Origin of the sequence: Hydrogenophaga crassostreae (genome assembly GCF_001761385.1) — a bacterium.
GTDB classification, from domain to species: Bacteria; Pseudomonadota; Gammaproteobacteria; order Burkholderiales; family Burkholderiaceae_C; genus Hydrogenophaga; species Hydrogenophaga crassostreae.
Genome location: NZ_CP017476.1, coordinates 1282747 through 1307329, shown reverse-complemented (window position 1 = coordinate 1307329; position 24583 = coordinate 1282747). Strand labels below are relative to the sequence as shown.

Below are 24583 nucleotides of genomic sequence, written 5' to 3'. Positions count from 1 at the left end.
CCCGGCAAAACCCCATGAAAATCTTACGCATTGGCGCCAAGGGCGCCGAAAAACCCGCCCTGCTCGACGCGGCTGGTCGCGCCCGCGACCTGTCAGCCGTGCTGCCTGACATCACAGCAAAGGCACTGCGGCCCGCCAGCCTGGCGACACTGCGCGCGCTCGACCCCGAGTCGCTGCCGCTGCTGCCCGACAACGCGCGCATTGGTCTGCCTTGGGCCGGTTGCGGCAAATTCATTTGCGTGGGTCTGAACTATGCGGACCATGCGGCGGAGTCCGGCATGGCGATTCCCGCCGAGCCCGTGCTGTTCACCAAACACACCAGCACCATGATCGGCTGCAACGACCCTGTCGTGATTCCACAGGGTTCGGTAAAAACAGACTGGGAAGTCGAACTCGGGGTCGTGATCGGTACCACTGCGCGCTACGTGAGCGAAGAGCAGGCACTGAGCCATGTGGCGGGCTACTGCGTGGTCAACGATGTGTCTGAGCGTGAGTACCAGCTCGAACGCGGTGGCACCTGGGACAAAGGCAAAGGCTGCGACACCTTTGGACCGGTCGGACCCTGGATTGTCACCGCCGATGAGGTGGCCGACCCGCAGCAGCTGGACATGTGGCTGGAGGTCAATGGTTTTCGCCACCAGAAAGGCAGCACACGCACCATGGTGTTCAACGTGGCCCAGCTGGTGAGCTACATCAGCCGCTTCACAACGCTCTACCCTGGCGATCTGATCAGCACCGGAACGCCCCCCGGTGTCGGCATGGGAGTCAAGCCGCACGCGACCTACCTGAAGCCGGGCGACGTGATGCAGCTGTCCATTCAGGGACTGGGCACCCAGCGCCAAACGGTGCACGCCTGGAACCCGGAGCTCATCGATGGCTGACATCGGCCCGGTGATCCGCATTCACCCTGCGGACGACGTTGTGATCGCCCGGCAGCAACTGCTGGGCGGCACGCCCATCGCGTCCGAAGGCATCACGGTCAGCGGTCTGGTACCACCCGGTCACAAGGTTGCGGTGCGGGCCATAACGACGGGCCAGCCGGTGCGGCGCTACAACCAGATCATTGGCACCGCCACGCGCGACATCGCCCCAGGCCAGCATGTGCACAGCCACAACCTGGCCTTCAGCCGTTTTGACCGCGGCCATACCGTGGGTGGCGACGTGCGGCCTGTGGCCTACGCAGACACGCCGGCCACCTTTGACGGCATCGTGCGCACCGATGGCCGGGTGGCCACCCGCAACTACATCGGCGTGCTGACCAGCGTCAACTGCTCGGCCACTGTGGCGCGCGCCATCGCTGACCACTTCCGCCGCGACATCCATCCCCACGCGCTGGCCGCATTCCCCAACGTGGACGGGGTGGTGGCATTGACGCACGGCGCGGGCTGCGCCACCGACAGCGAAGGCGAAGGCCTGCGCGTGCTGCGCCGCACACTGGCGGGCTATGCACGGCATGCCAATTTCGCCGCGGTGATCGTGGTGGGCCTGGGCTGTGAGACCAACCAGATTCAGGGCCTGCTGGCACAGGAGGGCCTGCGCGAAGGTGCCAGGCTGGTGACCTTCAGCATCCAGGACACGGGCGGTACCGCCCGGAGTGTGGCGCGCGGCATCGATGCCGTGCAGGCCTTGCTGCCCGAAGCCAATGCGGTGGTGCGCCAGCCGGTCCCGGCCAGTCACCTGATCGTGGGCCTGCAATGCGGTGGCTCCGATGGCTACTCTGGCATCAGCGCCAACCCGGCACTGGGCGCAGCGGTGGACCTGGTGGTGCGCCACGGCGGCACAGCGGTGCTGTCCGAGACCCCGGAGATTTACGGCGGCGAGCATTTGCTGCTGCAGCGCGCGGTATCACAAGCCGTGGCAGACAAACTCGAAGCGCGCCTCGAGTGGTGGACCGACTACTGCGCAAGGCACCACGCCGAGATGGACAACAACCCCTCGGCCGGCAACAAGGCCGGCGGCCTGACCACCATCCTCGAAAAGTCGCTGGGTGCCATTGCCAAGGGCGGCACCACGCCCCTGGTGGACGTGTACGAATACGCCCAGCCCATCACCGCCCATGGCTTTGTCTACATGGACACGCCGGGCTACGACCCCGTGTCGGCCACCGGCCAGGTGGCCGGCGGAGCCAACCTCATTTGCTTCACCACCGGGCGCGGTTCGGCCTACGGCTGCGCACCTTCGCCCTCCCTCAAGCTGGCCACCAACAGCGCGCTGTGGGCCAAGCAGGAAGAAGACATGGACATCAACTGCGGCACCGTCATCGACGGCAGCGAGAGCGTGGAGCAGTTGGGCCAACGCATTTTCCTTGACATGCTGGCCGCCGCCTCGGGTCGCAAGACCAAGAGCGAGCAGCACGGCTACGGCCAGAACGAATTTGTACCCTGGGCGCTGGGCGCCGTCATGTAAACCCCAACGAATCACTACGCCATGAAAATCACATCCGCCAAGGTCATCGTCTGCGCGCCGAGCCGCAACTTCGTCACCTTGAAAATCGAAACCGATGAAGGTCTGACCGGCATCGGTGATGCCACGCTGAACGGCCGCGAACTGGCCGTGGCCAGCTACCTCACCGACCATGTCATTCCTTGCCTGATCGGACGCGATCCGCAACAGATCGAAGACATCTGGCAGTACCTCTACAAAGGTGCTTACTGGCGCCGTGGCCCGGTCACCATGAGCGCCATTGCAGGCGTCGATACGGCACTTTGGGACATCAAGGCCAAAGCCGCCAACATGCCGCTTTACCAGTTGCTGGGCGGCAAGAGCCGAACCGGCGTGATGGTCTATGGCCACGCCAACGGCAAAGACATTGGCCACACAGTGGAAGAAGTGCTGCGCTACAAGGAAATGGGCTACAAAGCCATCCGCGCTCAAAGCGGCGTACCTGGCCTGGAAAAGGTCTATGGCGTGGGCAGGGGCACCATGTTCTACGAACCGGCCGATGCCGATCTGCCCAGCGAACACGACTGGTCCACAGAGAAATACCTGCGCCATACCCCCGAACTGTTCGACAAGGTGCGCGCCGCCGTTGGCCCTGACATCCACCTGCTGCACGACGCTCACCACCGCCTCACACCCATCGAGGCCGGACGTCTGGGCAAAGACCTTGAGCCCTACCGCCTGTTCTGGCTGGAAGACACCACGCCTGCCGAGAACCAGGAGTCGTTCCGCCTGATCCGCCAACACACCACCACGCCGCTGGCCGTGGGCGAAATTTTCAACACCATCTGGGACTGCAAAGACCTGATCCAGAACCAGCTGATCGACTACATCCGGGCCACCGTGGTGCATGCCGGGGGCATCACCCACCTGCGCCGCATCGCCGACTTCGCCGCGCTCTACCAGGTGCGCACAGGCTGTCATGGCGCCACCGACCTCTCGCCGGTGTGCATGGGCGCAGCACTCAACTTCGACCTCTGGGTGCCCAATTTCGGCATCCAGGAGTACATGCGCCACACCGAGGAGACCGATGCGGTTTTCCCTCACGCTTACACCTTCAAAGACGGCTACATGCACCCGGGTGAAACACCCGGCCATGGGGTCACCATCGACGAAACGCTGGCAGCCAAGTACCCCTATCAACGGGCCTACCTGCCGGTGAACCGCTTGCAACACGACGGCACCTTGTGCAGCTGGTGATGACAGACGAGCATCGCCTGAACGACAACACGCTGGGCACGCTGCCCGACTCGGTAGCCCGCCCGGCCTATGACCGCAAGGCACTCGCAACCGGCATCGTTCATCTGGGCATTGGCGCCTTCATGCGTGCCCACATGGCCGCGGCCACCGAAGCGGCGATCGCCGCCGGCGACCTGCGCTGGGGCATCCTTGGTGTTTCGCTGCGCCAGTCCGACACCCGCGACGCACTGGCGCCTCAAGACGGTCTGTATACCCTGGCGATCCGCGACGCGGATGCCCAGGGCCAGGCGCGCCAGCGTTTGCAGGTCATTGGGGCGGTGCGCACATTGCTGGTGGCACCTGAAAACCCGCAAGCGGTTCTGGATGCCATCGCCGCCACAGACACCCGCATCGTCAGCCTGACCGTCACGGAAAAAGGCTACTGCCACGATCCGGCCACAGGCGATCTGCGTCTGGACCATCCCGATACCGTTCACGACCTGGCCAACCCCCATGCGCCGCGCTCGGCCATCGGCATGCTCGTGTATGGCCTGCAACGGCGGTACGCACTGGGGCACGGTGCTCTGACGCTCATGTCGCTGGACAACCTGCCGGCCAATGGCCGCGTGCTGCGCGCCGCCGTGCTGCGTTTTGCAACAGAGACTGACCCCACCCTGGCCGATCGCATTGCCAGCGACTGCCGATTCCCATGCTCCATGGTGGATCGCATCGTTCCAAAAACAACCGATGGCGACCGCGCTGAAGTCAGCCAGGCTCTGGGCAGCGCCGATGCATGGCCAGTCATGGGCGAGCCATTCTTTGACTGGGCCATCGAAGATCAATTTGCTGCTGATCGCCCGGACTGGACCCGGGGCGGCGCACGCTTCGTGAAAGATGCGGAACCCTTTGAGCGTCTCAAATTGCGCATGGTCAACGGCACACACTCCAGCCTGGCGTATCTGGGTGCCATGGCCGGCTGGCAGACGGTGGACCAGGCGATTGGGCGGGCCCCCTTGCGCGAACACATTGAAGCGCTGATGCGCGACGAAATCGAACCCACCCTGCCCGCCTTGCCGGGCCTGGACCTGGTGAGCTACCGCACCAACCTGCTCGCGCGTTACGCCAACCCAGCCCTGGCCCACCGGACACACCAGATCGCCATGGACGGTTCGCAAAAGTTGCCGCAACGCCTGCTGGGCACGGTGCGCGATCGTCTGGCCAGGCAGTTGCCTGTCACCCGTATGGCCTTGGCTCTGGCCGCCTGGATGCACTACCTGCGCGGCGTGGATGAACTCGGTCAGTCCTACCGCATTGACGATCCCCATGCCAGCGAACTCACAACGCTGTACCAGCAAACCCTGGCCCTGGGTGTGAGCCCGAACAGCGTGCAAACCATGCTGGGCTATGCGCCCGTGTTTGGCGACCTCGCGGGCAACGCCGCTTTGACGGCTGCGCTGGTGCCGCTATTGACATCACTGCAGGTTCACGGCGTTGTCGAGACCCTGGAGGCCGTGAACCGGGGGGCGCCGCTGGCGTGACCACCGTTCCCGACCAGCGGCAGCGACCACCATGGCGCTGAACCGCTCGCACCGCACACCAATCGAATTCAAGGAGACTTTCATGCTGACCGTCGTATGTGAAACCCCTGGCACCCTGCGCGCCCTTGACCGGCCTGTGCCAGAGCGCGCCGAGGGAGAAGTGATGCTGCGCGTCAAACGCGTTGGCGTGTGTGGAACCGATCTGCACATCTTCACGGGCAATCAACCCTATTTGAACTACCCGCGCGTCATGGGCCATGAGCTCTCGGGCACGGTGGAGGCAGCACCCACGGGAAGCGGCCTCCAGCCTGGCGATACGGTGTATGTGATGCCCTACCTGTCTTGCGGCAAGTGCATTGCGTGCCGAGCGGGAAAAACCAACTGCTGCGTGAATATCCAGGTGCTCGGCGTGCACCGCGATGGCGCATTCACCGAGTTCCTGAGCGTGCCCCAGCAGTTTGTGCACAAGGTAGAGGGTGTGTCGCTGGACCAGGCGGCCATGGTGGAGTTTTTGGCCATAGGTGCGCACGCCGTGCGGCGCTCCGGAGCACGCGCGGGTCAGCGGATCCTGGTCGTTGGTGCCGGCCCCATTGGCATGGCAGCGATGATCTTTGCGCAGCTCAACGGTGCCGTCGTCACGGCACTGGACAGCCGGGAGGACCGGCTTGATTTTTGTACCCGCTCCTTGAAGGTGAGCCACAGTGTTCGCCTGGGTGCGGGAGATGAGGCTCAACTTGCCACGCTCACCGAGAACGAGTTTTTTGACGTGGTATTCGATGCAACCGGCAACCCCAAAGCCATGGAGCGAGGGTTTCAACTGGTCGCCCACGGTGGCACCTACGTGTTGATCTCCATAGTGGGCGCCAACATCACCTTCTCGGATCCCGAATTCCACAAGCGCGAGATGACACTGATGAGCAGCCGAAACGCAACCAACGAAGACTTCAACACGGTACTCGATGCCATGCGCGCCGGACTGATACCGCCGACACTGAACACCCACCGAATGGCATTGGCCGATGTTCCCACCCAGTTTCAGAACCTGCTGGACCCCAAGGCCGGCGTGATCAAGGCCATCGTTGAATGCTGAACAATCCAGCCCTGGCCATGGCCTGCGCCATGCCGTGAAGGCTGCTTGAATCACACTTCCGCAACGATCAAGACGAAGCCAGCGCATCACGTTGCTGCTCCAGCCATTTGCGCACTGCGAGCTGGGTTGTGAGCGCAATGGCCTGGCCGTACGCTGCACGGGCTTCATCCAGACGCCCCAGCTGGGCCAACCAATGGGCCCTCGTTGCACAGGCGGGTTGAAACCCGATTGTTGTTTCTCCACCCAGGGCATCCAGGGCCTTCAGCGCAGCCAGTGGACCCAATACATGTCCCAAAGCCGCAACCCGCCCCAATGACGCGCCCAAGGTTGGCCAGGCCTGACACAGCCCTTCGTATAGGTGCAAAATCGCCGGCCAGTCGGTCTGGCCAATGACCGCCCGCCGCGCATGCACCGATTGAATGGCGGCCTCCAGCTGGAAACGCCCTATGCGCTTTAGCAACGACGCGCGCCGCAGCCATGCGTCAGCCTCCAGCAAGAGCCCGGGGTCCCACAACGCCACATCTTGCTGGTCAAGCGGCACAAAAACGCCTTGATGAGCGCGCGCCGATCGGCGCGCATGGCTGAAAGCGAGCAAGGCCACCAGACCCAGAACCTCCGGCTCCTGCGGCATCAGCCCGGCCAACAGACGCGCCAAAAACAAGGCCTCACCCGACATGTCCTGTGGGTCATCTTCTGCTTGCCAGTGCATGGCGTATGCCCCATACACGGCCTCCAGCACGGATCGAAGGCGCTCGGGCATCTCGGCGCGTTCGGGTATTTCAAAAACGATACCGCTGTCGCGAATCTTGTTTTTGGCGCGCACCAGACGCTGCGCCATTGCCGCAGGGGAGATCAGAAAAGCGCGCCCGATGTCCGCCGCCTCAAAACCCAACACGGTTTGCAGCATCAGGGGGGTGTGCACACCCGCATCGATCGCTGGATGGGCGCAGACAAACATCAGGGCCAGCCGCTGATCGGGAATGGCCTGCGGATCGGCGTCTTCAATGGCAATGTCGGGCAATTCTTCCACGGCACTCCGCATCGAACGCGATGGTTGCCGAAGTCCATCGATGCCTTTGTTGCGTGCCACCGTGATCAGCCAGGCCTCGGGATTGGGCGGTACCCCATTGACAGGCCAGGTTTCCAGCGCACGCAAGAACGCCTCGGCCAGGGTGTCTTCTGCGGCCGCAATATCGCCGCAACGCGACGCCAGAATGGCCAGCAATCGGCCATAGGAAGCGCGCGCCACCTCGGCTGCGCGCTCCCGGGGCCCAAGCCCTGAATGATTCACGCAGCGCCCATGGCCGAAGCGCGGATCTCCACCTTGCCGTAGCGCATGGCCGGACACTTCTCGGCCCAGGCCATGGCCGCATCCAGATGGGGCACCTCGACCACGAAAAAACCGCCCAGGCATTCGCGTGTTTCTGCAAAGGGACCATCTTGCACGCGCCGCTGTCCGTTCTCCAGACTGAGTGTGGTCGCAGTTTGAACCGGTTGTAGCCAATCGGTCGAAACGAACACGCCTGCCTCTTTCAAAGCCCCGATGTAGGCTCCGTAAACCTCCTTTTCGCGAGCCCAGTCAGCGGGTGTGAGATGAGCCATATCGGCAGGGTTGGAATAAAGCAGGAACGTGTATTGCATGGTCAATGTCCTCGGTGTTCTGCACATGGTAGTGCGGGTTAAAAGCACAGCGCTTTCATGGACATAACGTCTGCGCGGCGGGCCAATCGACACCATCTCTGAAATAAATTTCGATCTGTCCGACAATGGAACGGTGTCGTCCCACTAAAACCCTCCCAATGCATTCTTCTCATTCGGCGCCTCCATCCGACGCCATCGTCAGCGTGCGCGGTGTCAGCAAAATTTACGCTGGCGGCTTCCAGGCGCTCAAGCACGTCAACCTGGATATTCGCCGCGGTGAAATTTTCGCCCTGCTCGGTCCCAACGGCGCGGGAAAAACCACGCTGATCAGCCTGATTTGCGGCATGACCAATGCCACCGAAGGCACGGTGATCGCCGATGGCCACAACATCGTGAGCGACTACCGCGCTGCGCGCGCCACCATTGGACTGGTGCCCCAGGAGTTGCACACCGATTCGTTTGAAACCGTGTGGGCCACGGTGAACTTCAGCCGAGGCCTGTTCGGCAAGGCGCCCAACCCCACCTATATCGAGAAGATCCTCAAAAGCCTTTCGCTCTGGGACAAAAAGGACAACAAGATCATGACGCTTTCGGGTGGCATGAAGCGCCGCGTACTGATCGCCAAGGCGCTGTCCCACGAACCCAAAATCCTGTTCCTGGACGAACCCAGTGCCGGCGTGGACGTGGAGCTGCGCCACGACATGTGGCGACTGGTGCGCGAGCTGCGCGACGCGGGCACCACGATCATCCTCACCACCCACTACATCGAAGAGGCCGAAGACATGGCCGACCGCATCGGCGTGATCCGCAAAGGCGAGCTGATCCTCGTGGAAGACAAAGATGTGCTGATGCGCAAACTGGGCAAAAAGCAGCTCACCCTCACGCTGCAACAGCCCATGGCCACGCTGCCCGCGGGGCTTGCGGCCTGGCCGCTCGAGATCACGAACGAAGGCAACGCCCTGGTTTACACCTTCGACACCCAGAAAGAAGACACGGGCATCGCCGCATTGCTGCGTGCGCTGGCCGAGCACGGTATCGACTTCAAAGACCTGCACTCCAGCGAAAGCTCGCTCGAAGAAATTTTCGTCAGCCTGGTCAATGACAAAAGCCGTGACCAGAAAGAAGCGCAATCATGATGGGCCTCAACATCCACGGCATCCGTGCCATCTACATGTTCGAGATGAACCGAACATTCCGCACCCTGGCGCAAAGCATCATCGCGCCCGTGTTGTCGACTTCGTTGTACTTCATCGTCTTCGGATCGGCCATCGGTTCGCGCATGGGCGACATCGGCGGCGTGAGCTACGGCGCTTTCATCATCCCCGGCCTGCTCATGCTGTCGTTGCTCAGCGAGAGCATTTCGAATTCGGCCTTCGGCATCTACATGCCCAAGTGGTCGGGCACCATTTACGAATTGCTGTCGGCTCCGGTGAACTGGGTCGAGGTGCTGCTGGGTTATGTGGGTGCTGCGGCCACCAAATCGCTGATGCTGGGTCTGCTGATCCTGCTCACTTCGCGGGCGTTCGTGTCCTACGAAATTCAGCACCCGGTATGGATGGTCGCCTTCATGATCCTCACCGCCATCACCTTCTGCCTGTTCGGTTTCATCATCGGCCTGTGGGCCGACAGCTTTCAGAAACTGCAAGTGATTCCGCTGCTGGTCGTGACGCCGCTGACCTTTCTGGGCGGTGCGTTTTACAGCATCAACATGCTGCCGCCGATCTGGCAAACCGTGTCGCTGTTCAATCCGGTGGTCTACCTCATCAGCGGCCTGCGCTGGGCTTTCTACGGCGAAGCCGATGTGCACATCGGCGTGAGCGTGGGCATGACGCTGGGCTTCATGGCGATGTGCCTGGGCGTGGTCTGGTGGGTCTTCAAGACCGGTCACCGCATTCGGCGCTGAAAGCAGCCTCAGAGGCCGATCGCCCCGCCGTCAGTTCTCTATGGTGAGCGGAATCGCCTCACGCATCGTGGCCACAAAACGCAACAGGCGGGATGGGTAAAACCGTGCGCGCGGATAAATCAGGTACACCGGTAACGGCGCCGCCCGCCATTGCGGCGCCAGGTGCAGCAAGCGTCCTGCGGCCAGATCATCGGCCAGCATCCAGCGAGAGCCCACGGCGACACCCAGGCCATGCAGGGCGGCACTGCGCAGCGCATAGAGGCTGTCGGTGCTGACCACTGGGCGCAAGGCGATGCGCCGGGTCTCGCCGCTCTCCAGATGGGTCAATGTGATCTCGTTGCGGTAGTAGGTGCGCAGCGCCAGCCAGGGCAGCGCCTGAAGATCAGCGGTGTCCTGCGGCACCTCTCTGCCCGACAACACCGAAGGCGCGGCCACCAGGATGCGTGGCACCGCCGAGAGCTTGATCGCCACCACCGAGGGATCGGTCGGCTCGCCGACCTGGATCGCACAGTCCACGCCCTCGGCAATGAAGTCGCGCACCTCGTCGCGCAGCAGCCACTCCACCGACACGCGCGGATGGGCACGCAGAAACGCAGCCAGCGGTCCAACAAACTTCTCCTGCCCGAAAGCGTGCGGCACGGTAACGCGCAGCAGCCCTTCAGGCTCTTCCTGCGCACCGCGCAGATCGGCCTCGAACGCCGCCCAGTTCGACAGCAACTCCTTGGCCCGCTCATAGCAGCGCTCACCGTCCAGCGTGAGACGCATGACATGGGTGGAGCGCTGCAGCAGAGGCACACCCAGCGAGCGCTCCAGCGCCTGCAATCGCCGGCTGATCGTGGGCTGGGTGGTCTGCATCTGGGCCGCCGCGGCCGACAGGCTGCCGGCTTCAACGATGCGCACAAAGGTCGCCATCAACTGCAGGCGATCCCCCGAGCCCACCAGGGACTCAGCAGGGTTGCGGTGATGGGGCGAAGACTCCGTCATGCGCCAAGCGTATAACAAATGTGCAACGCGTGGCACTACCCAGCGACAAACAAGCGGATCAGACTCCGAATCGCTATAAAACACAGGGTAAACACCATGAAACACATGCAATTAGCGAATGATGTCATCACGCCAGCGCCGGGTGCTTCGATGCCCGCTTCGCTGGTGCTCCTGCTCGCCAGCGGCGCCGGGCTGGCGGTCGCCGCGCTGTATTACAGCCAACCCATGCTCGGGGAACTGGGGGCCGACATCGGCGCCACCCCCCGCAGCGTGGGCCTGGTGCCAACGCTCACCCAGCTGGGCTATGCGCTGGGCATCCTGCTGCTGGCCCCGCTGGGCGACCGCTACGACCGCCGCCGCATCATCCTGGCCAAGGCCGCGGCCCTGGTCGTCGCTCTGATGGCGGCCGCGCTCGCCCCAACAATGGGCGTGCTGCTGGCCGCCAGCCTGGCCATTGGTGTGCTCGCCACCCTCGCGCAAGACATCATTCCTGCCGCCGCCACGCTGGCCCCTGAAGCACACCGTGGAAAGACTGTGGGCACGGTCATGACCGGGTTGCTGCTGGGCATTCTTTTGTCTCGCGTGGTCAGCGGCTTCGTTGCGGCCCACCTCGGCTGGCGCGCCATGTTTGCGCTCGCGGCGCTGAGCATTGCCTTGATCGGCATCGCTGCCTGGCGTGGCCTGCCCGGGTTTCGACCGACCACAGAACTGCCCTACCGCGCCCTGCTGGGCAGCCTGGCACAGCTCTGGCAACGTCACGGCCAGTTGCGCCGCGCCACGCTGGCACAGGGCCTGCTTTCAATCGGCTTCAGCGCCTTCTGGTCAACCCTTGCCGTCATGCTGCACGGCGAACCCTTCCACCTCGGCAGCGCCGCCGCCGGTGCCTTCGGCCTCGCGGGCGCCGCCGGGGCATTGGCCGCACCGTTGGCCGGGCGCATGGCCGACCGGCGTGGCCCCGAATGGGTCACACGGATCGGCGCAGCGCTGGCCATGTGCTTTTTCGCGGCCATGGCATTGACGCCACTGATGGCGCCACATGCTCAACTGATCCTGCTGGCGGTCTGCGCCGTCGGCTTCGATCTTGGCGTACAGGCCACACTGATCGCCCACCAGACCATCGTCTACAGCATCGACCCTTCGGCCCGCAGCCGCCTCAACGCCGTGCTGTTCGTGGGCATGTTCCTCGGCATGGCTGCCGGTGCCGCGCTGGGCAGCCTGTTGCTCGCCGCGGTGGGCTGGAACGGCGTGGTGGCCCTGGCCACGGCCACGGCACTGGCCGCCTGGTTGACCCGCGTGTGGCGCCCCCGGGCGAAAGCGCTCACCAGCCCGGTTCACTGACCGGCGCCCGCCGCCCCGTGTCAACCCAGCACAGCAGCGACCCGCGCTCGCAACACCGGCAACAGCTCCACGTCAAACCAGGGGTTGTGCTTGATCCAGCCGTTGTTGCGCGGGCTCGGGTGCGGCAGCGGCATCAGCCCCGGACCATAAGAGCGCCAGTCCTGCACGGCCTCGGTCAAGGTACCTGTGTGTTGGGGCAAGTGGTACGCCATGGCGTACTGCCCGATCACCAGCGTCAGTTGCACCTGCGGCATGGCGGCCAGCAAAGTGGTTCGCCAGGTGGGGGCGCACTCGGGTCGCGGAGGCAAATCGCCGGATCGCCCCGTGCCGGGGTAACAAAAACCCATGGGCAGGATGGCGCAGCACTGTGGGTCGTAGAAGGTATCGCGCGACACGCCCATCCAGCGGCGCAAACGCTCGCCGCTGGCGTCGTCAAACGGCACACCACTGGCGTGCACCTTGCGCCCCGGCGCCTGGCCTGCGATCAGGATGCGAGAAGTTGCGCGGGCTTGCAACACGGGACGCGGCCCCAGCGGCAAATACGGGGCGCAAAGCGTGCAGGCCCTGACCTCTCGCAACAAGGCGGGCAGGTTGGGCGCTGGCGCGCCTTGGGAATGACCGGTGGACATGCGGAAGGTGTTCCATGGGAAGCTTGATGCTTCACTGTAGCCCCCACCATAGCGCTGTCAACCGGCCACCAGGCTCGCTCAGGTTCGCTGCGGGGCCAGTGTCTTGCTGTACAGCGAAGCACCGGCAATGTCCTTCAGGGTCACGGTCATGGCGCGCGTCCTGGCGTCGATGTCCACCTGGCCAAAGAACTGCATGCCGCTGCTGGGCGGCGCATTCGGCGCTTCCGGGGCCTTCTGGTACATGACCTGCAATCCGAAGGTGCCGTCCACCTTGTTGGGGCCAAAACCACCGGCGTTGAGCGGACCCGACACGAACTCCCAGAACGGGGCGAAGTCGCTGAACTGCGCCTTGGCCGGGTCGTAGAAATGGGCGGCGGTGTAGTGCACGTCGGCCGTCAGCCAGACCACGTTCTGAATGCCGGCTTGCTTGATGGCGCGCAGCAAGCCCGCGATCTCCAGCTCGCGCCCTTTGGCAGCGCCATCCTCACCGTTGGCAATGGCTTCCCACTTCTTGCCATCGGGCACATGCAGGCCAATCGGCATATCGGCCGCGATCACTTTCCAGACCGCCTTCGAGCGCTTCAGGCCATCCAGCAGCCAGGCCAGCTGGGGGCGTCCCATGAAGGTGGTGGTGTCGCTTTCTGCGGTTTGCAGGTTGTCGGTGTTGGGACCTCGGTAGCTGCGCATGTCCACCACAAACAGGTCCAGCAGCGGGCCTTGGGGCAGGTGGCGGTAAACGCGCTCCGACTCCACATCGGCGGTGCGGCGGATGGGCGCGTATTCGTGGAAAGCCTTGGTCGCGCGCGCCACCAGCAAGGGCACGTTTTTTTCCGTGTAGCGGTCATCGCCGCTCAGGTCTTTGGAATCCGAATAGTTGTTGACGACCTCATGGTCGTCCCACTGCCAGATCTGCGGCACATCGGCGGCCATGCGGCGCACGTTGGCGTCCATCAGGTTGTAGCGGTAGCGGCCCCGGTATTCGTTCAAGGTTTCCGCCACCTTGCTCACCTCTTCGGTCACCAGGTTGTTCCACACACTGCCGTCGGCCAGTTTCACCTCGGCACTGATCGGGCCATCGGCGTAAATCGTGTCGCCGCTGTGCAGGAAAAAGTCGGGGTTGGTCTGGCGCATCTGCTCGTAGATCTTCATGCCGCCCCAGGCTTCGTTGATGCCCCAGCCCTGGCCGGCGGTGTCGCCGCTCCACACAAAACGCACATCCCGGCTGGCGCGTCCGCCCATGGCCGCAGGCGGCAAGCGCAGATGACCCTGTACGGCGTCGGACAGCACCCGCTCGTTGCGCAGGTCCTGCAAAACCACCCGGTAAAAGATCTCCTGACCGGCGGGCAAGCCACTCAGGTCCACACGCCCGGTGAAGTCGGTGTCTTCGAGCATGTGCGGACCGCGCACCCGGGTCGCATTGGCGAAGCTGGCGGTGGTCGACCAGTCGAGCCACAAACGGGCCGGGCGGTCGCTGCGGGTCCAGATCACGGCGCCATCGGCCTTGGGATCTCCACTTTGAATACCGTGTGGCATCTGTGGCCGCATGCCTTCGCGTGTGATGGTGGCTGGCGCAGCGGCCTGCGCCCACACCCGCGCAGCGGGCACCGCCACCACACCACCCGCCAACGCCCCTTGGGCCAGGAAAAGACGACGATCCATTTGAACGACTCCAGAAGAATTGCAACAGCGATGCATTCTTGGGCAGGCCTGTGTCAAAGGCATGACCGTCGCGTGGCAAAGCAGGGTCACACAGCGCCCGGCTGGCCGGGTACCGGCCCGCACACCAGCCCCCTCGAGTCCCGCGCGCGCCAGACAGACGGGTAAGATGGATCGCATGACTGTCTCCATCCGATTCCTCGGTGCCGCCGGTACCGTGACTGGCTCCAAATACCTCGTCGAACACGAGGGCCAGAGCGTCATGATCGATTGCGGCCTGTTCCAGGGCTACAAGCAACTAAGGCTTCGCAACCGAGATCCACTGCCGCTGCTGCCCAACCACATTGGTGCGGTGCTGCTGACCCACGCACACCTGGATCACACCGGTTACCTCCCGTTGCTGGCCAAAGAGGGTTTTCGCGGCAAGGTCTGGGCCACGGAAGCCACCCGAGATCTGGCCGCCATTCTTTTGCCCGACAGCGGCCATATTCAGGAAGCCGACGCCGACTTTGCCAATCGCCACGGTTTCTCCAAGCACTCACCCGCCTTGCCGCTCTACACCGAAGACGACGCCATGCGTTGCCTGAAACAGATTCGCACGGTGGCCATGGGCCGTGTTTTTGAACCGTTGCCCGGTTGGCAGGCGCAGTTCTTCGGCGCGGGCCACATTCTCGGGGCCGCCAGCATCCTGCTTGAAGTGGGCGGTCGGCGCATCGTGTTTTCCGGCGATCTGGGTCGGCCTGACGATGTCCTGATGTTGCCTCCAGAAACGCCCCCAGCGGCGGATACCGTGGTCATCGAATCGACCTACGGCAACCGGGAACACCCAAAGGACGATGTATTCGCCGAGTTGGGCCCCACCTTGCAACGCTGTGCGGCGCGGGGTGGCACAGCTGTGTTGCCCGCATTTGCCGTGGGACGGGCGCAAGCCCTGCTGCACACCATTGCAGGGCTGAAAGCGAGCGGAGATTTGCCGCACAGCCTGCCGGTCTACCTCGACAGCCCCATGGCCATCCACACCACCGGGCTCTATGGACGCCACATGGGCGAACACCGCCTTGATGCCGCTCAGATCCACGCCATGGAATCGGTGGCGAAGATGACCCGAACAACCGATGAATCCAAAGCCATTGCCTTGATGCACGGGCCCAAGGTAATCCTGTCGGCCAGCGGCATGGCCACCGGTGGGCGTGTACTGCACCATCTGGCCAAATACCTGGGTGACCACCGCAATGTCATCGTGCTGACCGGCTACCAGGCACCCGGCACCCGCGGCGCCACCCTGGCCAGCGGCAGCAAGCAACTGCGCTTGCACGGACAAGACCTGCCGGTGCGCGCCGAAGTGGTGCAACTCACCGCGGCTTCCGCCCACGCCGATGCCAATCAATTGCTGGACTGGTTGCGTGCGATGCCAAGTGCCCCGAAGCGGGTATTCGTGACCCATGGCGATCCGGATGCATCAGATCAATTGCGCCACCGCATCGAGTGCGAACTTTTGTGGCCCGCTCTGGTCCCAGAACATGGCAGCACCTGGCCGGCCTGACCCTCCCATCCAAACCTTCTCCCTCACCTCCATGAAGCTTTTTTCCCCATTGTTGGCATCAACTTTTTTGTTGGCAGCGGTCCCTCTGGTTCACGCGCAGGCCAGCGCCGCCGAGAACGCCGAATTCCAGGCCTGCCTGCAGCGCCTGCAGCCCATGGCGAGCGCCAAGGGCGTGCAGGGCAACACCTTCGAGCGCCTCACGCAAGGGCTGGAGCCCGATATGAGCGTGATTGAAAAGCTCGACTACCAGCCCGAGTTCCGATCCGCCATATGGGACTACCTCAGCGGCTTGGTGGATGACGAACGCGTGGCTGAAGGCCAGGCCATGTTGACCCGCCACGCCGAAACGCTGAAACGGGTGGAGCAGCGTTTCGGTGTCGATCCGGCCACCGTCGTGGCGGTGTGGGGCGTTGAGAGCAATTTTGGCCAGGTGTTTGGCAAATACCCGCTGGTTCAATCGCTTGGCACGCTCTCTTGCTTTGGTCGACGCCAAAGCTACTTCAGGGGCGAGCTGTTCTCCGCCATGCGCATCGTGCAAAAAGGTGATGTGCCGGTGGAACGCCTCGTGGGTTCGTGGGCTGGCGCTTTTGGTCACACCCAATTCATGCCCAGCACGTTCGAACGGCTGGCCGTGGATTTTGACGATGATGGTCGCGCCGACCTGATGGACAACGCCAGCGACGCCCTGGCCTCCACCGCCAATTTCCTCAAGCAAGCAGGCTGGCGCACCGGCCAACCCTGGGGGATGGAGGTCAAACTGCCCAACGGATTCAATAGCGCCAACGAAGGTCGGCGCAGCAAGCGCGCCATCAGCGAGTGGACTGCCAGAGGCGTGAGAACCATTGACGGCTCCCTGCTACCTGTCAATGCCGGCAGCGCTGGCCTGCTCACCCCTGCCGGCCCCACTGGCCCGGCATTTCTGGTGTTTCGCAATTTCGATGCCATCTACAGCTACAACGCCGCCGAAAGCTACGGCCTAGCGATCGCCCACCTGAGCGACCGCCTGCGCGGCGCAGGTCCATTCGCCACGCCATGGCCCACCGATGATCCAGGCATTTCGCGCGCCGAGCGCCGTGAACTGCAAGGTCTGCTGATTCTTCGTGGACACGATATTGGCGAGGTGGACGGCATGCTCGGCGCCAAAAGCCGCGCTGCCATTCAGGTCGAGCAAGAGCGTCTGGGGCAGGAGGCCACAGGCCGCGGCGGCATGAAAATTCTGAATTCTCTGCGGGGAAGCTGAGCGTATGGACCTTCCTCAAACCGCAGGAAAACCACCCTGAAACTGACCGGAAACACCATGCTCCCTGCGTACGAACGGAACCGCCAGAATGCGATGGCGTTCTACGATCTGATGTTCAACCAGAACAAACCCGGGGAAGCGGTTGAACGCTATGTTGGCGAGAGCTACACGCAACACAACCCCCATGTGGCCGACGGCAAAGCCGCCTTCATCGCCTACTTCGAGCGCATGGCCAGAGACTACCCGGGCAAACAGGTGACCTTCCGGCGCAGCGTCGCCGAGGGCAATCTGGTGGTGCTGCATTGCCACCAGACATGGCCCACAGATGCCAACAAAGACTGGGCTGGGATCGACATTTTCCGTTTCGACGAACGAGGGAAGATCGTGGAGCACTGGGATGTGCTGCAGGTCGTCCCCGCCAGCGCCCTGCACGCCAACGGCATGTTTTAAGCCGTGTCGACACCCTCGGGTGTCAAAGCCAGCCGAACTGCGCGCGCACATCGCGCGCCGTCACATTCACAGGCGCGGTTGGTGCGCCGGTGTACTGGCGCAAATTGGGTGCACGCACGCCCCCGCCATCCTGCCCCAACACCGCCACACCCTTGATGCGCCAACCCAGCTCGCGCAAGCCAGCCACATAGGTCGCCGCATCGGGAAACTCTTCAAGATCGGTCTTGTTCGCACCCGGCGACAGGCAAAACAGCACCGCCTCGCAGCGCGCGCGCGCCACTTCGGCCAGGAAGCTCTCCAGACTGATTCTGCTGGCCTGCAAGGCACCCACCCGAGCATAAAAGCGCACCGGCTTTTTGCCTGTCTGAAGCTGAATGTCTCGCACGCTGCGGTTGAAACAACCGGTCAGGCTTCGCAAAAGTGAGGTTTTTCGGGTGTTGGCATTGCCAATAAGAATGTACGCGTCCATAAAACTCAAATCGAAAAAACGGCAGAAATATCTGCCAGAAAGTTAGCCGAGTTTGACTGCGGTACCGCTCACAGCCACCATCATCATGCCGTTGTTTTCGCCCATGACTTCGTAGTCAAAATCGATACCAATCACACCGTTGGCACCCAGTTCTTTGGCGGCTTCGATCAAGCCTTCAACGGCAGCATCCCTGGCCCCCGCCAGCGCCCGCTCATAGCCACCGGCGCGCCCGCCCACCACATCGCGCACAGAGGCGAACATGTCGCGAAAAATGTTGGCACCAATAATGGCCTCGCCATTGACCACACCGAGGTACTGGTTCATCTCTATGCCAGGCGGCGTGGTGGTGCTGAGAAAAAAGTTGGTGCTTTTGGAAAACCAGCCCATAGGTAACTCCCGAAATTCTTGCGCACCGTCAAGCAGATGCCGTTTCATTGTGCCGCAACAGGCCCGTCACCAAAGACGCCTCAACTGCCCATTCACCAAACCCCATCCGTGTTGCGCCATTGCACGGGCTTCCTGTTCATCGTGTGTCACCAGGATAGCGGTCATGCCCGCTGCCCGGATGCGGTCGCGGAACTCTGTGCGCAGTTGCTCACGCAGGGCTGCATCGAGCGCAGAGAACGGCTCGTCGAGCAGCAGCGCGCGTGGCCGCGTGATCAATGCCCGCGCCAGCGCCACGCGCTGTTGTTCGCCGCCCGACAAGGTCCACACCCGTGCCCTGGCGTGATCGCCCAGTCCAAAACGTTGCAGCATCTCGCGCGCATTGATGCGTGCCTGTGTTCGGCCGGCACCTTGTTCGACCAAACCGAAGGCCACGTTGTCCTGCACGTTGAGGTGGGGGAACAAGGCAAAGTCCTGGAACATCAACGCAAAGCCACGCTGTTCAGGAGGCAATGTGGTGATGTCCACACCGTCGAACCACACGCTGCCCGCCTCCGGTGCTTCCAGCCCAGCCACGATCTTCAACAGCGTGCTTTTGCCGCTGCCAGAAGCCCCCAGCAACGCCACCGTCTCTCCCGACGCCACGCTCAGGTTCACATTGGCGAGCAGGGGTCGGTGATCCCATTGTTTGGACAGATGACGCAATTCAAGCATGGTGGGCATTGTGGTGTTTCCTCGCCGGTCCTTCTATCAAGGTGAACGCCAGCAGTGCCAACGCCATCAAGAGGCAGGCCAGGACCAGCGCCGCGTCGAGGTTCGCTGCGCCCGGTCGGCCCAGACGCTGGTAAATCAGGGTGGTCAGCGTGGTCCATTCCGGACGCGAAAGAAACAGCGACACAGCGAACTCGCCCAACGCAGTAGCGGCGGCAAAAGCCATGCCGCGCCGCAAGGCCCCACCCACCAGCGGAAGCGTCACACGCCAGAGCACGCGCCAGGGCCGCGCCCCCAAGGTTGCCGCCGCCTGGGCGTAGCTGGCAGGCAGATTGTCGAGCGCTGCGGTGAGCGATTTGGCCACGAAGGGGTAAGCCAGCAAAGCATAGGCTCCCACCAACAGCGCCAGGCTCGCTGTCCAGCCCGGGTACAGCAACAACAAACCAAAAGCCACGGTCACCGGCGAGACCACAAACGGCAAATAGGCCGCTGCGCGCCAGGCCAATGCAGCGCCACCAAACGCATTCGACGCATCAAATGCACGCACAGCCAGGGCATGCGACAAGCCCAATCCTGTGGCCAATGCCAAAGCCATGGAAGAAAACCGCAGGGTGTTCCACAACGCCGACAGCGTAGCGGATTCCATCAAGACCGCTGCGCCTGAACCCAACAGCAAGGCCCGTCCAGCCTGTAGCAAAACCGCCAGCAAAGGCGCCGCACACACCAGCAGCAGCACACCCACCGCCGCCCACACCGCAACCCATTGCCGCCAACCCACCGGTCGTTGCCGGGCCAATGGCGTCACCCGACCAGGCGCAGCCAGGCGCCGCTCCAGCCACGCATAGCCCAGCGCGACTGCGCCCGTCAACAGCAACATCCAGACCGCCAGCACGCCCGCCTGCCCCAACTCAAGCTCATGGGCGACCAAGGTGTATATCTCGACCTCGACCGTGGCGTAGCGCTGGCCGCCCAGAATCAACGCCAGACCAAAACCCGAAAAGCAATACAGAAAGACAAGGCACAGTGCCGAGGCCAGCCAGGGCGCAATCGCCGGCCACTCCACCCGCCAGAAGGCACGCCAGGGTGTCGCCCCCAGCGTTCGCGCAGCGGCCACGCGCGGCGCACTCACCTGCTCCAGGGCATCCACGCCCGCGCGCACCACCAGACACAGATTGAAGAAGAGGTTGCCGTAAAGCAGCAACCAAGGCGTTTCATCCAGGCGCCAGCCCATGCCCGCCAATGGCTCGCCCAGCCAGCCGCGCGGTCCCCACAGCGCCAACACACCCATGGCCGCCACGAGGGTGGGCACCACGAACGGCAGCATCAACAACCGCAGAACCAGCGCTCGCCCCGCAAACTCCCGCCTCGCCAACACCCAGGCCACAGGCAGCCCGATCAACAGGGCCAACACACACGTGATTGCCGCCTGCAAAAACGACCAGACCACCCGCCATCGAAGGTAATCGTCTTGCCACAAGGCCAGCCATCGCAAGGGCGCATCGCCAGCCAGATCACCCGGCCCCCAACCCTCCACCAGCAAGCGCACAACCGGCGCCACCAGCATCAGGACCAGAAAGGCCAAAGGCAGAAAGACAAGCGAGCGCGAAGTCAGGCGAACCACAGGATCAGTTCAAAACCAAAAAACCAGAACTGCAGAAGTGCCCCTAACCCGGAACGCCGCAGGACCGGCTTTGCCGGCCTGCAAGCGTTGCCCCCTTGAGGGGGTCGAGCGAAGCTCGGCGGGGGAGATCATCACTTCAAGACGGTTTTGGTCCAGCGCTGCAACCACGCTTTGGACTGGGCCTCGGTCAGCGGTGCCTTCAGTTCATCGAAAGTGGATGGCTCCGCGGCATGTTGCTTGATTACCTCGACACGGGAAGCGCCTGCTTCGGCCGGGAACACCCACATGGTCGTCTGCAAGCCTTCTTGCGCCGGCGCAGAACGCAAAAACTCGATGAATCGGCCAGCCGCTTCTTTTGCCGCCGGGTTGCCACCTTTGACGAGGGCCACACCTTCGATCTGGCGGAACACACCACCCTTCAAAAACAGGTTGGCCGTGGGCGATTCGCTGATCTTTTCCTTGCTGTAGAACACCTCAGCGGCCGGGCTGCTGGTGTAGCTGACCACGATCGGATAAGCGCCACCATTGCGGGAAAACTCGGTGTAATAGGCCTCGCTCCAGCCCTTGACCACCTTCACGCCGTTGCCACGCATGTGCTTCCACCAGTCGAAAGCCCCCTCTTCGCCCAAGCCCGCAATGGTGGCCAGCATGAATGCCTGGCCCGGGCTGGAAGTGGCCGGGTTTTGCACCACCAGCAGTTTGGCATAAGCCGGCTGGCTCAGGTCGGCCAGCGATTTGGGAAGCGCCAGCCCTTTTTTTGCAAACCAGGCCTTGTCGATGTTGAGGTTCACATAGCCGTAGTCCACCGGCACCAAACCTTTGGGCAACTCGGCCACGGCCTTGCGTTCTGCTGCGGGCCCGGTATAGGGCTCCAGAATGTCTGCGGCCCCCGCACGCGGTGCCAGCGTGTTGTCGATTCCGAACACCACATCAGCGATCGGGTTGGCGCGCGTGAGAATGAGCTTGTTGACCATTTCACCGGCATCGCCTGCCTTGATGATTTCAAGCTTGACGCCAGCGTCCTTTTCGAAAGCGGCCAACAGGTCCTTGGATAGATCAAAAGACCCATGGGTCAATACGCGCAAAGGCGTGGCTCCTTGCGCCATTGCGTGGGGTAACCCAAGGCACACAACAGAAGCCGAAAACAATGCTGAAAACAAAAAACGCCGTTGCATGGTGAAGACCGCCTTTGAAAACAAACGCCAGCAAGCAGCGTGGGATCAAGGCAGCAACCCAAACAAACGGCGCCGACCCATCACGCTCCCTACGCTGGCACAACCCAGATCAGGTGAGAGGGGTATTTCTCAGCGCTTCTTGCCGAACGGCAAAAAGAGCACCCCCGGTGAAGCTTTGAATTGTAGGCGCAAGGCACAAATACCTGCAATCGTGATACCTTGCTCCATCCATCTCGCATGCCTCTTCCATTGGGTGCCCGGTGAAATCGAACCGATTCACAGCGCCACCCATGAAAGGGACCCCATGCCCGGCTACCAGGTCAAACACCAAACCGTCACGATCGGTGGCTGGGACTACGCGATTTGCTCACTGCTTGACAACCAGCAATACGCCGACCCCCAGGGCACGGCGCAGAACGCCGGAATGGGCGAATCTGGCTGGCCCTTGTTTGGTCAGGTGTGGCCCTCGGCACGCGTGCTGGCCTTGGCGATGGACACCCATGCCATCGCCGGCAAGCGCATTCTGGAGATTGGCGCCGGACTGGCACTGGCCAGCCTGGTGATGCACAGGCGCGAAGGCGATGTCACGGTTACCGACTGGCATCCGCTCACCGAAACGTTCCTGCAAGACAACCTGCGGTCCAACACACTGGACAACTTGCCCTATCACGCAGGCAACTGGGCCATTGACGATGCCGATGGCGCCAGTGGGCTGGGTCGCTTTGACTTGATCGTGGGCAGCGATGTGTTGTACGAACGACAACAGCCCGACCAGTTGGCCCGCTTCATCGACCAACACGCTTTACCTGAGGCGGAAGTGATCATCGTCGACCCCGATCGAGGCAACCGATCGGCTTTCGCCAAGGCAATGGCGGCACTTGGCTGGTCGATGAAAATGACCACTGCGGCCAAGACGCAGGAAAACGGCGACCCTTACAAGGGCCGCTTTCTCAACTTCACCAAGCCAGGCACGGCTTCAGTGAGCCCCTCCACCGGCCGCTGACTCTCCGAGCGCGGGTCTGGCAACCCAGACCAGGGCAACCAGGGCGATGAAGAGCACAGCAGAGAGGTAGAACACATCGGTCACGGCCAGCGTGAAGGCCTGCTGGTTGACGAGACGGTCAATGGTCGCCAGGGCCTGCTCGCGCGTCATGCCACTGGCCATCATCTCGCCGATCGTGCCAACCGCCGTGGCACTGCCATCGTTGATGGCCTCAGACAGTTGGGCGTGATGCATGGCCGCGCGGTTTGCCCACAGGGTGGTGAACAGAGAGGTCCCTACAGCGCCTGCGGTGATGCGCACAAAATTCGACAAACCCGCCGCTGACGGCATGCGTTCGGGTGGCAACCCCGAGAACACGATGGCTTGCAGCGGGATAAAAAAGAACGCCATCGCCGCGCCCTGTATCAGCGTGGGAATCAGTATGGTTTCAAAGTCAGCCTGGGTGCTGAAGTGCGAACGCATCCACAACACGCCACCAAAACCCAGAAACGCCACCGTCGCGAGCATGCGTGGATCGATGCGGCTCACGTTCTTGCCCACCCAGGGCGACAGGACAATCGCCAGCAGGCCCACCGGCGCGGTGGCCAGACCCGCCCAGGTCGCCGTGTAACCCATGAACTGCTGCAACCACAGAGGCAACAACACCACATTGCCAAAGAACAGCCCGTAAGCGATCGACAGCGCCAACGTGCCCGACAGGAAGTTGCGCGATGCAAACAAACGCAGATCCACAATGGGGTGTTGGTCGGTGAGTTCCCAGGCCAGAAAGAACAGGAAGCTGACCACCGCCGTCACCGCCAGCGCGATGATTTCAGCCGACTCGAACCAGTCAAGCTCTTTGCCCAGATCGATCATGATTTGCATCGCGCCGACGAAGATCACCAAAAGGAACAAACCCACCACATCGAGCGGCACGCGGCGTGGCCCTGGATCACGCGAACGGTAGATGGACCAGGTGAGGGCAGCGGCGAACAAGCCCACAGGAATATTGATATAGAAGATCCATGGCCATGAAATGTTGTCGGTGATCCAGCCGCCTAGCAAGGGCCCGGCCACTGGCGCCACCAGCACCGTCATGGCCCACATGGCCATGGCCGTGCCGGCCTTGGCCCGCGGGTAGCTGGCCAGCAACAGGGTTTGCGACAGCGGAATCATCGGGCCCGCCACCAGGCCCTGCAACACGCGAAATGCAATCAGCGTGCCGATGTTGGGTGCCAGTCCACACAGCCAGGACGCCAATACAAACAGCAACACACTCATGGTGAACAGGCGAACCTGACCAAAGCGCCGGGTCAGCCACCCGGTCAGTGGCACCGAGATCGCATTGGCCACCGCAAACGAGGTGATGACCCAGGTGCCTTGCGTCGGGCTCACGCCCATGTCGCCAGCGATCGCAGGGATGGACACGTTGGCAATCGATGTGTCGAGCACATTCATGAACGTGGCCAGCGACAAAGCGATGGTACCGAGCACCAGTTGACCGCCCTGGAGTGGCGCAAATACAGGGGGGCTGTGGGGCGCTGGCGGCTCCACCGCGGGAGCAGGCTCCCGGTCGGCGCTGCCGCTGAGCGTGGCGACGGATGTGGACAT

The 24583-nt window shown here is 62.8% G+C and carries 23 protein-coding genes and 1 riboswitch; of the genes, 12 read left to right on the top strand and 11 right to left on the bottom strand.

The genetic code is table 11. The features are described 5' to 3' along the window. Window positions 1-14: 14 nt before the first annotated feature. The 5 genes from LPB072_RS06125 to LPB072_RS06105 all read left to right on the top strand — a co-directional run bounded on the left by LPB072_RS06125 (window position 15) and on the right by LPB072_RS06105 (window position 6246). On the top strand, window positions 15-881 hold the full coding sequence (locus LPB072_RS06125) for a fumarylacetoacetate hydrolase family protein (RefSeq protein ID WP_066092777.1): 867 nt from the start codon (window positions 15-17) through the stop codon (window positions 879-881). Then, the gene (locus LPB072_RS06120; RefSeq protein WP_066092774.1) at window positions 874-2406 is read left to right on the top strand and encodes a UxaA family hydrolase; all 1533 of its coding nucleotides are present in this window, start codon (window positions 874-876) and stop codon (window positions 2404-2406) included. The genes LPB072_RS06125 and LPB072_RS06120 overlap by 8 nt, the downstream gene beginning before the upstream one ends. 21 nt (window positions 2407-2427) lie before the next feature. Next, window positions 2428-3639 (top strand): D-mannonate dehydratase ManD, encoded by a 1212-nt coding sequence (gene manD, locus LPB072_RS06115; protein WP_066092771.1) that lies wholly within the window; start codon window positions 2428-2430, stop codon window positions 3637-3639. Beyond that, window positions 3639-5156, top strand: coding sequence for a mannitol dehydrogenase family protein (locus tag LPB072_RS06110; protein ID WP_066093560.1), 1518 nt, complete (start codon window positions 3639-3641; stop codon window positions 5154-5156). Before manD ends, LPB072_RS06110 begins: the two co-directional genes overlap by 1 nt. An 82-nt stretch (window positions 5157-5238) precedes the next feature. Continuing rightward, entirely contained in the window at window positions 5239-6246 is a 1008-nt protein-coding gene (locus LPB072_RS06105) for a zinc-binding alcohol dehydrogenase family protein (protein ID WP_066093557.1), read from the top strand. A gap of 67 nt (window positions 6247-6313) precedes the next feature. Here LPB072_RS06105 and LPB072_RS06100 read toward each other — a convergent pair whose 3' ends face one another. Next, window positions 6314-7537 carry an RNA polymerase sigma factor gene (locus tag LPB072_RS06100; RefSeq protein WP_066092768.1) on the bottom strand — a complete coding sequence of 408 codons (1224 nt, stop codon included), beginning with the start codon at window positions 7535-7537 and terminating at the stop codon, window positions 6314-6316. Then, the gene (locus LPB072_RS23835) at window positions 7534-7887 is read right to left on the bottom strand and encodes a YciI family protein (RefSeq protein ID WP_066093554.1); all 354 of its coding nucleotides are present in this window, start codon (window positions 7885-7887) and stop codon (window positions 7534-7536) included. The genes LPB072_RS06100 and LPB072_RS23835 overlap by 4 nt, the downstream gene beginning before the upstream one ends. Window positions 7888-8045: 158 nt before the next feature. Between LPB072_RS23835 and LPB072_RS06090 the strand changes: the two genes are divergently transcribed. Both LPB072_RS06090 and LPB072_RS06085 read left to right on the top strand, forming a co-directional pair. Next, the gene (locus LPB072_RS06090; RefSeq protein WP_066092765.1) at window positions 8046-9023 is read left to right on the top strand and encodes an ABC transporter ATP-binding protein; all 978 of its coding nucleotides are present in this window, start codon (window positions 8046-8048) and stop codon (window positions 9021-9023) included. Then, entirely contained in the window at window positions 9023-9790 is a 768-nt protein-coding gene (locus LPB072_RS06085) for an ABC transporter permease (RefSeq protein ID WP_066093550.1), read from the top strand. The genes LPB072_RS06090 and LPB072_RS06085 overlap by 1 nt, the downstream gene beginning before the upstream one ends. 30 nt (window positions 9791-9820) lie before the next feature. Here the strand turns inward: LPB072_RS06085 and LPB072_RS06080 are convergent, their stop codons facing one another. After that, window positions 9821-10774, bottom strand: coding sequence for a LysR family transcriptional regulator (locus tag LPB072_RS06080; RefSeq protein ID WP_066092762.1), 954 nt, complete (start codon window positions 10772-10774; stop codon window positions 9821-9823). Window positions 10775-10879: 105 nt separating this feature from the next. On the opposite strand from LPB072_RS06080, the gene LPB072_RS06075 reads away from it, so the two are divergent. Beyond that, window positions 10880-12112 (top strand): MFS transporter, encoded by a 1233-nt coding sequence (locus tag LPB072_RS06075; RefSeq protein ID WP_231943445.1) that lies wholly within the window; start codon window positions 10880-10882, stop codon window positions 12110-12112. 20 nt (window positions 12113-12132) lie between these two features. Here LPB072_RS06075 and LPB072_RS06070 read toward each other — a convergent pair whose 3' ends face one another. Next, the gene (locus tag LPB072_RS06070) at window positions 12133-12741 is read right to left on the bottom strand and encodes a uracil-DNA glycosylase family protein (RefSeq protein ID WP_066092759.1); all 609 of its coding nucleotides are present in this window, start codon (window positions 12739-12741) and stop codon (window positions 12133-12135) included. Between the two features lie 78 nt (window positions 12742-12819). After that, complete coding sequence (locus tag LPB072_RS06065; RefSeq protein WP_066092756.1) at window positions 12820-14400, bottom strand: alkaline phosphatase D family protein; 1581 nt, start codon at window positions 14398-14400, stop codon at window positions 12820-12822. Window positions 14401-14575: 175 nt separating this feature from the next. Here LPB072_RS06065 and LPB072_RS06060 point away from each other — a divergent pair, with 175 nt between their 5' ends. The 3 genes from LPB072_RS06060 to LPB072_RS06050 are packed head-to-tail and all read left to right on the top strand — an operon-like array spanning window position 14576 to window position 17630. Further along, window positions 14576-15940 (top strand): MBL fold metallo-hydrolase, encoded by a 1365-nt coding sequence (locus LPB072_RS06060; protein ID WP_066093544.1) that lies wholly within the window; start codon window positions 14576-14578, stop codon window positions 15938-15940. 31 nt (window positions 15941-15971) lie between these two features. Beyond that, the gene (locus LPB072_RS06055; protein WP_066093542.1) at window positions 15972-17180 is read left to right on the top strand and encodes a lytic murein transglycosylase; all 1209 of its coding nucleotides are present in this window, start codon (window positions 15972-15974) and stop codon (window positions 17178-17180) included. Window positions 17181-17237: 57 nt separating this feature from the next. After that, window positions 17238-17630 (top strand): nuclear transport factor 2 family protein, encoded by a 393-nt coding sequence (locus LPB072_RS06050; protein WP_066092753.1) that lies wholly within the window; start codon window positions 17238-17240, stop codon window positions 17628-17630. A 22-nt stretch (window positions 17631-17652) separates the two neighbouring features. On the opposite strand, the gene LPB072_RS06045 is transcribed toward LPB072_RS06050, so the two are convergent. From LPB072_RS06045 to LPB072_RS06025, 5 genes are all read right to left on the bottom strand, one after another. Next, entirely contained in the window at window positions 17653-18099 is a 447-nt protein-coding gene (locus LPB072_RS06045; RefSeq protein WP_066092750.1) for a hypothetical protein, read from the bottom strand. Between the two features lie 42 nt (window positions 18100-18141). Next, the gene (locus LPB072_RS06040) at window positions 18142-18486 is read right to left on the bottom strand and encodes a heavy metal-binding domain-containing protein (protein WP_066092747.1); all 345 of its coding nucleotides are present in this window, start codon (window positions 18484-18486) and stop codon (window positions 18142-18144) included. A gap of 66 nt (window positions 18487-18552) precedes the next feature. Further along, window positions 18553-19197 carry an ABC transporter ATP-binding protein gene (locus tag LPB072_RS06035; protein ID WP_066093539.1) on the bottom strand — a complete coding sequence of 215 codons (645 nt, stop codon included), beginning with the start codon at window positions 19195-19197 and terminating at the stop codon, window positions 18553-18555. Next, window positions 19190-20815: an ABC transporter permease gene (locus tag LPB072_RS06030; RefSeq protein WP_231943443.1), complete on the bottom strand. Its 1626-nt coding sequence runs from the start codon at window positions 20813-20815 to the stop codon at window positions 19190-19192. Before LPB072_RS06030 ends, LPB072_RS06035 begins: the two co-directional genes overlap by 8 nt. A 131-nt stretch (window positions 20816-20946) precedes the next feature. Then, the gene (locus LPB072_RS06025) at window positions 20947-21900 is read right to left on the bottom strand and encodes a thiamine ABC transporter substrate-binding protein (RefSeq protein ID WP_231943442.1); all 954 of its coding nucleotides are present in this window, start codon (window positions 21898-21900) and stop codon (window positions 20947-20949) included. A gap of 158 nt (window positions 21901-22058) precedes the next feature. Continuing rightward, window positions 22059-22166: riboswitch (TPP riboswitch) on the bottom strand. Window positions 22167-22294: 128 nt separating this feature from the next. Here LPB072_RS06025 and LPB072_RS06020 point away from each other — a divergent pair. Then, window positions 22295-22993, top strand: a complete 699-nt coding sequence (locus LPB072_RS06020) for a class I SAM-dependent methyltransferase (RefSeq protein ID WP_066093529.1) — start codon at window positions 22295-22297, stop codon at window positions 22991-22993. On the opposite strand, the gene LPB072_RS06015 is transcribed toward LPB072_RS06020, so the two are convergent. Further along, a complete protein-coding gene (locus LPB072_RS06015) occupies window positions 22967-24583 on the bottom strand; it encodes a DHA2 family efflux MFS transporter permease subunit (RefSeq protein ID WP_066092744.1) in 1617 nt (538 codons plus the stop codon). The genes LPB072_RS06020 and LPB072_RS06015 overlap by 27 nt on opposite strands.

Excerpts from the sequence above, each read along its gene's own strand:
- LPB072_RS06125 (WP_066092777.1), top strand. The coding sequence starts at position 15 with ATGAAAATCTTACGCATTGGCGCCAAGGGCGCCGAAAAACCCGCCCTG.
- LPB072_RS06120 (WP_066092774.1), top strand. The coding sequence starts at position 874 with ATGGCTGACATCGGCCCGGTGATCCGCATTCACCCTGCGGACGACGTT.
- manD (WP_066092771.1), top strand. The coding sequence starts at position 2,428 with ATGAAAATCACATCCGCCAAGGTCATCGTCTGCGCGCCGAGCCGCAAC.
- LPB072_RS06110 (WP_066093560.1), top strand. The coding sequence starts at position 3,639 with ATGACAGACGAGCATCGCCTGAACGACAACACGCTGGGCACGCTGCCC.
- LPB072_RS06105 (WP_066093557.1), top strand. The coding sequence starts at position 5,239 with ATGCTGACCGTCGTATGTGAAACCCCTGGCACCCTGCGCGCCCTTGAC.
- LPB072_RS23835 (WP_066093554.1), bottom strand. The coding sequence starts at position 7,887 with ATGCAATACACGTTCCTGCTTTATTCCAACCCTGCCGATATGGCTCAT.
- LPB072_RS06090 (WP_066092765.1), top strand. The coding sequence starts at position 8,046 with ATGCATTCTTCTCATTCGGCGCCTCCATCCGACGCCATCGTCAGCGTG.
- LPB072_RS06085 (WP_066093550.1), top strand. The coding sequence starts at position 9,023 with ATGGGCCTCAACATCCACGGCATCCGTGCCATCTACATGTTCGAGATG.
- LPB072_RS06080 (WP_066092762.1), bottom strand. The coding sequence starts at position 10,774 with ATGACGGAGTCTTCGCCCCATCACCGCAACCCTGCTGAGTCCCTGGTG.
- LPB072_RS06075 (WP_231943445.1), top strand. The coding sequence starts at position 10,880 with ATGCAATTAGCGAATGATGTCATCACGCCAGCGCCGGGTGCTTCGATG.
- LPB072_RS06070 (WP_066092759.1), bottom strand. The coding sequence starts at position 12,741 with ATGTCCACCGGTCATTCCCAAGGCGCGCCAGCGCCCAACCTGCCCGCC.
- LPB072_RS06065 (WP_066092756.1), bottom strand. The coding sequence starts at position 14,400 with ATGGATCGTCGTCTTTTCCTGGCCCAAGGGGCGTTGGCGGGTGGTGTG.
- LPB072_RS06060 (WP_066093544.1), top strand. The coding sequence starts at position 14,576 with ATGACTGTCTCCATCCGATTCCTCGGTGCCGCCGGTACCGTGACTGGC.
- LPB072_RS06055 (WP_066093542.1), top strand. The coding sequence starts at position 15,972 with ATGAAGCTTTTTTCCCCATTGTTGGCATCAACTTTTTTGTTGGCAGCG.
- LPB072_RS06050 (WP_066092753.1), top strand. The coding sequence starts at position 17,238 with ATGCTCCCTGCGTACGAACGGAACCGCCAGAATGCGATGGCGTTCTAC.
- LPB072_RS06045 (WP_066092750.1), bottom strand. The coding sequence starts at position 18,099 with ATGGACGCGTACATTCTTATTGGCAATGCCAACACCCGAAAAACCTCA.
- LPB072_RS06040 (WP_066092747.1), bottom strand. The coding sequence starts at position 18,486 with ATGGGCTGGTTTTCCAAAAGCACCAACTTTTTTCTCAGCACCACCACG.
- LPB072_RS06035 (WP_066093539.1), bottom strand. The coding sequence starts at position 19,197 with ATGCTTGAATTGCGTCATCTGTCCAAACAATGGGATCACCGACCCCTG.
- LPB072_RS06020 (WP_066093529.1), top strand. The coding sequence starts at position 22,295 with ATGCCCGGCTACCAGGTCAAACACCAAACCGTCACGATCGGTGGCTGG.
- LPB072_RS06015 (WP_066092744.1), bottom strand. The coding sequence starts at position 24,583 with ATGTCCACATCCGTCGCCACGCTCAGCGGCAGCGCCGACCGGGAGCCT.